At 51.9% G+C, this 6,468-nt stretch carries 4 protein-coding genes, 2 tRNA genes, 2 rRNA genes and 1 pseudogene; 3 read left to right on the forward strand and 6 right to left on the reverse strand.

Translation table 11 applies throughout. The annotated features are described in order from the left end of the window. Positions 1-333, forward strand: a pseudogene (locus IO95_RS19650) (IS4 family transposase); the annotation flags it as partial. A 202-nt stretch (positions 334-535) separates the two neighbouring features. On the opposite strand, the gene IO95_RS19655 reads toward IO95_RS19650, so the two are convergent. Next, complete coding sequence (locus IO95_RS19655) at positions 536-1,189, reverse strand: site-specific integrase (RefSeq protein ID WP_051791304.1); 654 nt, start codon at positions 1,187-1,189, stop codon at positions 536-538. 448 nt (positions 1,190-1,637) lie between these two features. Continuing rightward, positions 1,638-2,642, reverse strand: a complete 1,005-nt coding sequence (locus IO95_RS19660; protein ID WP_037383137.1) for an IS110 family transposase — start codon at positions 2,640-2,642, stop codon at positions 1,638-1,640. Between the two features lie 88 nt (positions 2,643-2,730). Here IO95_RS19660 and istA point away from each other — a divergent pair, with 88 nt between their 5' ends. After that, the gene (istA, locus tag IO95_RS19665; RefSeq protein ID WP_037383134.1) at positions 2,731-4,266 is read left to right on the forward strand and encodes an IS21 family transposase; all 1,536 of its coding nucleotides are present in this window, start codon (positions 2,731-2,733) and stop codon (positions 4,264-4,266) included. Positions 4,267-4,289: 23 nt separating this feature from the next. Continuing rightward, complete coding sequence (gene istB, locus IO95_RS19670) at positions 4,290-5,045, forward strand: IS21-like element helper ATPase IstB (protein WP_037383129.1); 756 nt, start codon at positions 4,290-4,292, stop codon at positions 5,043-5,045. A gap of 542 nt (positions 5,046-5,587) precedes the next feature. Here istB and IO95_RS19675 read toward each other — a convergent pair. From IO95_RS19675 to IO95_RS19690, 4 genes are all read right to left on the reverse strand, one after another. Then, positions 5,588-5,663, reverse strand: a tRNA-Trp gene (locus IO95_RS19675). Positions 5,664-5,672: 9 nt separating this feature from the next. After that, positions 5,673-5,749: transfer RNA gene (locus tag IO95_RS19680), tRNA-Asp, on the reverse strand. Between the two features lie 103 nt (positions 5,750-5,852). Continuing rightward, a 5S ribosomal RNA gene (rrf, locus tag IO95_RS19685) occupies positions 5,853-5,968 on the reverse strand. Between the two features lie 164 nt (positions 5,969-6,132). Then, positions 6,133-6,468 (reverse strand): 23S ribosomal RNA (locus IO95_RS19690); the annotation flags it as partial.

The raw sequence follows: 6,468 nt of genomic DNA on the forward strand, positions 1-6,468 counted from the left end.
AGTTTCCGGGACATCAAGGACTATAAATTTGGCATGGGAATGGGTCAGGTTCGGATCAAAAATCCGGCAAGACGCGATCGATTATTTCTGTTCAGTGCGCTGGCGATAGTCCTGTTGACGCTGCTGGGCAAGGCAGGAGACAGCGCGGGTCTGGAGCGAACGATCAAGGTCAATACCAGCAAAAGCCGAACATATTCATTTTTCCGACAAGGTGTTATCTACTATCAATTACTGCCTAAAATGAAAGAAGCCTACGCGATATTGTTGATGGAGAAGTTTACTTATTACCTGAGGCAGCATCGGTTATATACCCGCACACTTGGCATTATTTGAGTCTCTAAAAATGAGGGGATCTCTGAGAGCAATAACCCAACGCAGAATGGTAATTTTATGTAGTGATACCATTACTCGGTTGTTGTAAAAGGCTCTTGAAAAGCCCACCTGTTGACGCAGGTGGGCTGTTTCACTTACGTGTTTTACAGTTTCTACATTCAAATATCAAACTGCGTCAAGGGAAGTGCCTCCCATCCCCCATCTAAACCCACAATTCCTGTTCTAACAACTCGCGTAAGCTATCAATATCCTGATCAATGTACTCCAGCGTAGAGCGCAAACTGGAATGCCCCAACGGGCGTTTGACGGCCTGCAGATTACGATCTGGTGATTTCATCAAGTTAGTGGCCACAGTGTGCCGAAAACGGTGGGGGCTGACCGCAAAGCGGCATTCCCGGGAAAGACGATGGAAAAAAGAGCGCAGCGGGTACACACCCATCGGCTCAGGCGACGCATTCCCCTGTTGTGCTTTACGTCGTAGCTCAAAACGGTTCACATTAAACAGTTGTTCAGTGGGCGATGCGTCTGCCTCCTGCGTACGCATCACCAACATCTCCAACCGTGGCCGCAAGCGTGAGGTAATAGGGACACGAAATTCCCGGTGATTTTTAGAGCCCGCAGCAATCACATCAATCCAGTGTTCCTCCAGATTCACATCGCACAGCCGCACATGCAGCAGTTGATTCTGGCGCATCCCGGTATAACTTAATGTGTCTAATACTGTCAGCCAAAACCAGGCCGGATAACAGGCATTAGCGCGCCCGTTCAACACATGGGATTGTGCGCCCGATTGTTCTTTTTCATGGTGTTGTTCCATCAGTGCAAAATGGCGTCTGAATCGATCACAGTTTGGCATTCGAATCGATCATGATTTGGCATGCATCTCCGATCGCGATTTGGCATCACAATCGATCACGGTTTGGCACGCATCTCCGATCATGGTTTGGCATCCTGCCGATCACTCCGGGAATTAACTCTTTCTTACACGGTCTCCATGGCTGATTTTTACGCCAATGGAGACATCGATGTCTAAAAATCTATGGTCACCCCCGTTTTTGCAACACAGATTTTGATTTATGATGGGCTTGCGTAAATCTATTCGGCGTCTAGTGAGTATTCATGCTCGCGCCACGATGAGTTTCGCGCCTGCCGAACCTTAAAAGAGAGTCGGCTTCATAGAGCCACTTTTTAGATCAGGTTCATCAGCAGGCCGATATGCCGTTCATGTCATCAATTATCTGTCTTCGCAAAACCAGAAAGTAACGTGTTAACTCACTGAGCTGAAGAGTTTTTCGTTGGCTCTTTTATTTGCTGAACGCCGCCTGATGTGCCGTAACCGCCCAGGCTATACGTGCCAGTTTGTTTGCCAGCGCGCACGCCACCACGTTAGAGTGATGGCTGGCAAGCTGCTTTTTAACCCACTCTGCCAGACGCCCTGGGTTGTTCTCCAGCCGCAGCATAAACACGCGTGCACACTGCACCAGCAGCCGTCGCAGATTCTTATCACCTCGCTTGCTGATGCCCATCAGTGTCGTTTTTCCACCTGTACTGTACTGGCGGGGAACCAGCCCGGTTGACGCCGCAAAGTCACGGCTGCTGGCATAGTTTTTCCCGTCACCCAGTCGTGCGGCTAACAGGCTTGCTGTTACCGGCCCGACGCCGGGAATGGTCAGCAGTCGCTGTGCGGTTTCATCCTCCGCAAGGTGGGTTTTCAGTTCCATATCGATTTCATCAATTTCCCCGCAAAGGTAAATATACTGGCTGTGGAGCCTGTTCAGAACCCTTACCAGGTAAGGCGGGAAGTCATTTTCTTCCAGCACGGCGGCCAGACGCCGAATTACGGCAATACCGCGCGGCATGCTGATGCCAAACTCCAGCAAAAATGCGTGCATCTGATTGGTGGTTTTAACGCGTTGGCGTATCAGTGAATCTCTGACCCGATGCAGTGCAGACATTGCCTGCTGGTCTTCAGTTCTGGGTGAAACAAAGCGCATTGAGGGGCGGGAAGCCGCCTCGCAGATAGCCTCAGCATCGACAAAATCGTTTTTGTTGCTCTTAACGAAAGGGCGGACGAACTGTGGAGAAATCAGCTTTGCCTCATGACCTAAATCAGCAATCCGACGCGCCATAAAATGGGCTCCCGCACAGGCTTCCATCACAACAGTCGCTGATTGGCAACTGGCTAAAAACTCCATCAGTCTGGTTCGGGTAAACTTTTTGCGCAGAAGGGCATTACCCATTTCGTCCTGACAGTGTACGTGGAAGGAGTGTTTACCGAGATCGATACCAATAAGCGTAACGTTTTTCATGTTGGTTTCCTCTGAAATAAAACACCCAGCCAGCGTACCGCACACAAGGAGGGGGTGACCATCTCATTAGAGAAAAGCCAGGAGTTCTATGGAAACCTGTTTTAAGATCCTTCAGCTCAAGTTCGATCAGAAGCTGACCAACCGTTGCATCGGGCTGACGATGAAAATCAGTTCATCAACGGTTTTTGAGGTCCTTGCTCGCTTTAAAGCCACGTCTCTGCCATGGCCTCTCCCCGCAGCGATGTCCCATGATGTCCTTGAAAAACGCCTTTTCCCGGTAAAAAGCACGCCGCTGTCAGGGCGGGTGACGCCGGATCTGCTTCACTTCGACACTGAGATGAGAAAGCCCGGCGTGACGCGGCAACTGCTGTGGATGGAGTACAAGGCTCAGGCCGGGGAGCTGGCGATGGGATACTCCCACTTCTGCCGTTGCTACCGTGAGTGGAAAAAAACACGGCGTCTCTCAATGCGCCAGGAGCACCGTGCCGGGGAAAAGCTCTTTATCGACTTCTGCGGTCCGACGATCCCCATCATCAACCCGGATACCGGGGAGGTTCGCCGAGTGGCCATCTTCGTGGCGGTGATGGGGGCCTCTAACTACACCTACGTCGAGGCCTGTGAAGGTCAGGATATGATGTCCTGGTTGAACGCCAACAGCCGCTGCCTGACCTTCCTGGGTGGCGTACCGAAGTTGCTGATCCCCGATAACCTCAAAAGTGCGGTGAAAAAGGCAGATCGCTATGAACCGGTCATCAATGACAGTTATCAGGCGTTGGCGGAGCACTACGGCACCGTCATCATCCCGGCTCGTCCCTATAAACCGAAAGATAAATCCAAAGCGGAAAACGGTGTCCTTATCGTGGAAAGATGGCTGCTTGCCCGGATCCGCAACGAAACCTTCCACACGCTCAGGGCGCTGAATACCCGCCTTCGTGAGCTGCTGACGGACCTGAATAACCGCCCGATGAAAGGGTACGGCAACCAGAGCCGCGCAGAGCGCTTCCGCGTGCTGGATGCCCCGGCGCTCTCGCCGCTGCCTCTGGCACTGTATGAATACACCGAGTACAAAGCGGTGAAAGTCGGCCCAGACTACCACGTTGAGTATGCCCGCCACTGGTACTCGGTCCCGCATGAGCTGGTTGGTGAACGCCTGTCGCTGAAAGCGGGTCAGTCGGTGGTTCAGATCTGGCACAAGGGACAGTGCGTGGCACAGCATCCGTGTAGCCCGCATGAATATAAACACACCACCAATCCGTTACACATGCCGGCTCAGCACCGGGGACATGGGACCTGGACACCAGAGAGTCTGGTCGAGATGGGAAGCCGCATCGGCCCGTTCACCGGCAAGGTGGTTGACGCCATGCTGAAAGCGAAAACTCACCCGGAGCTGGCCTACCGTGCGGTACTTGGTCTGACCGCGCTGCAGAAAAAATACGGAAAAGAGAGGCTGGAAAAAGCTTGCTACATCGCCTGGCATTATAACGCACCAGACAGACGGTTCATCGACAACCTGCTGCGCCACCATCGCGAGAACCAGGAAATACCGTGTTCCGACCGTAATGAACAGCGCTCACTACTCTCGCCGGAACATGAAAACCTGCGCGGTCCGGGCTACTACCACTAACTGATGAACCGAGGAACACCGTCATGAGCGATAACCTGCTAAATAAACTGACCCAGTTGAAGCTGCCGGCAATGGCCGGGAGCCTGATACGCCAGCGTGAAACCCCACAAACTTACGATGAGCTATCGTTCGAGGAGCGACTGGCCCTGCTGGTCGATGACGAGCTGCTGAACAGAGAAAATAGTCGTGTCGCGCGTCTGAGAAAAAGCGCCAACCTGAAGTACCAGGCAGCCCCGGAGGGGCTGCATTACCCGGTATCACGAGGGCTGAGAAGCGAACAGATGCGGGAACTGCTGAATGGTCATTACATCACCCACAAGAAAAGCCTGCTGATAACCGGCCCGACGGGGTGCGGAAAAAGCTGGATAGCCAACGCGCTAGGTGAGCAGGCATGCCGGCAGAAACACAGCGTCCAGTACTGGCGTATCGGTCGGTTACTGGAAATGCTGGCGCAGGGCCGAGTTGACGGCAGCTGGCTGAAACACCTGAAACAGCTGCAAAAAACGCAGGTGCTTATCCTGGACGATCTGGGTCTGGAGCCACTGACCAACGCGCAATGTAACGATCTGCTGGAAATAGTGGAAGACCGGTACGGGCAAAGCAGCACCCTGGTGGTGAGCCAGTTCCCGGTGGATAAGTGGCACGGGCTGATGGAGAACCCAACCACAGCAGATGCCATCCTGGACAGACTGGTGCATAACGCCCACAGGCTGGTCCTGAAGGGTGAATCGATGAGGAAAAGCAAAACGGCAGTGGAAAGTGAGGAAAAAAGAGGTTAAAAAGCAGTAGAAAAAGTTAAAGCATCCCGGGTGATCGAATGGATGCGAAACACTGATCGAACTTCGATGCCAATCCGTGATCGAACAGAGCGGAATACGCAGAGTAGGCGGTAAATATGCCATCTGGTGGCGTTTACAAGGTCAAATAACTGTTTACAAGGTCAGACAACTGAGGGAATAAGTTGGCAGATAACCCACTTGCATGCGGTAAAGCAGCAACACTATAAGGTGATTCAAGACAATAAGGTGATTCAAAACAATAAGGGGATTCAAGACAATAAGGGGATTCAAGGATGATGGTTCTAATTTGAACACTGCTTGAGTTATTCCAATAGATCATCGATAAATCAAATGACTACGTGTTCCCTTATAGCTTGGATGGTGGCTAGAGTTGTATGGTAGCGGGGAGTTGGATGGTGGTGGGAGTCTGTTGCTCTCAGGATTTCAAATAGGACTCGCTAAAAAGCCGCTTATCTCTTTATCCATCGCTGAAAAGAGAGATAAAAAAAAACCCTTTGCCTAAGCAAAGGGTTTTAAATTTATGGCAGGGGCGGAGAGACTCGAACTCCCAACACCCGGTTTTGGAGACCGGTGCTCTACCAATTGAACTACGCCCCTAAATAAGGGTGGCGGAACGGACGGGGCTCGAACCCGCGACCCCCTGCGTGACAGGCAGGTATTCTAACCAACTGAACTACCGCTCCACCGATTCTTTCACGTTGCATCGCTTATCGCTTGATGCAGGCAAAACTGCAATTTTGCAGTCTTGCTCATTATCAGATGTCACCCTGATAACGTTATTTGGATGCCTGGCAGTGTCCTACTCTCACATGGGGAGACCCCACACTACCATCGGCGCTACGGCGTTTCACTTCTGAGTTCGGCATGGGATCAGGTGGGACCACCGCGCTAAGGCCGCCAGGCAAATCAGGTTTCAGGTCACAGGAAACAGGTTTCAGTTAATCCACCTTACCCCTATGCACCTCAAAATCTTTGTTGCTCTAATCTTCAATCTGTAGAACAAGCTGATTATCGCTATCTCTCTACCCGATATCCTGGTATCAGGTCAAAACACCTTCGGTGTTGTAAGGTTAAGCCTCACGGTTCATTAGTACTGGTTAGCTCAATACATCGCTGCACTTACACACCCAGCCTATCAACGTCTTAGTCTTAAACGTTCCTTCAGGGACTTTAAAGGCCCAGGGAAGACTCATCTCGAGGCAAGTTTCGCGCTTAGATGCTTTCAGCGCTTATCTTTTCCGCACTTAGCTACCGGGCAGTGCCATTGGCATGACAACCCGAACACCAGGGGTGCGTTCACTCCGGTCCTCTCGTACTAGGAGCAAACCCTCTCAATCTTCCAACGCCCACGGCAGATAGGGACCGAACTGTCTCACGACGTTCTAAACCCAGCTCGCGTACC

The sequence above is a fragment of the Serratia sp. DD3 genome (genome assembly GCF_000496755.2).

What these genes read in the sequence shown, in the direction of transcription:
- istB (WP_037383129.1), top strand. Translation starts at nt 4,290, where the DNA reads ATGAGCGATAACCTGCTAAATAAACTGACCCAGTTGAAGCTGCCGGCA.
- IO95_RS19660 (WP_037383137.1), bottom strand. Translation starts at nt 2,642, where the DNA reads ATGAAAAACGTTACGCTTATTGGTATCGATCTCGGTAAACACTCCTTC.
- istA (WP_037383134.1), top strand. Translation starts at nt 2,731, where the DNA reads ATGGAAACCTGTTTTAAGATCCTTCAGCTCAAGTTCGATCAGAAGCTG.
- IO95_RS19655 (WP_051791304.1), bottom strand. Translation starts at nt 1,189, where the DNA reads ATGCCAAACTGTGATCGATTCAGACGCCATTTTGCACTGATGGAACAA.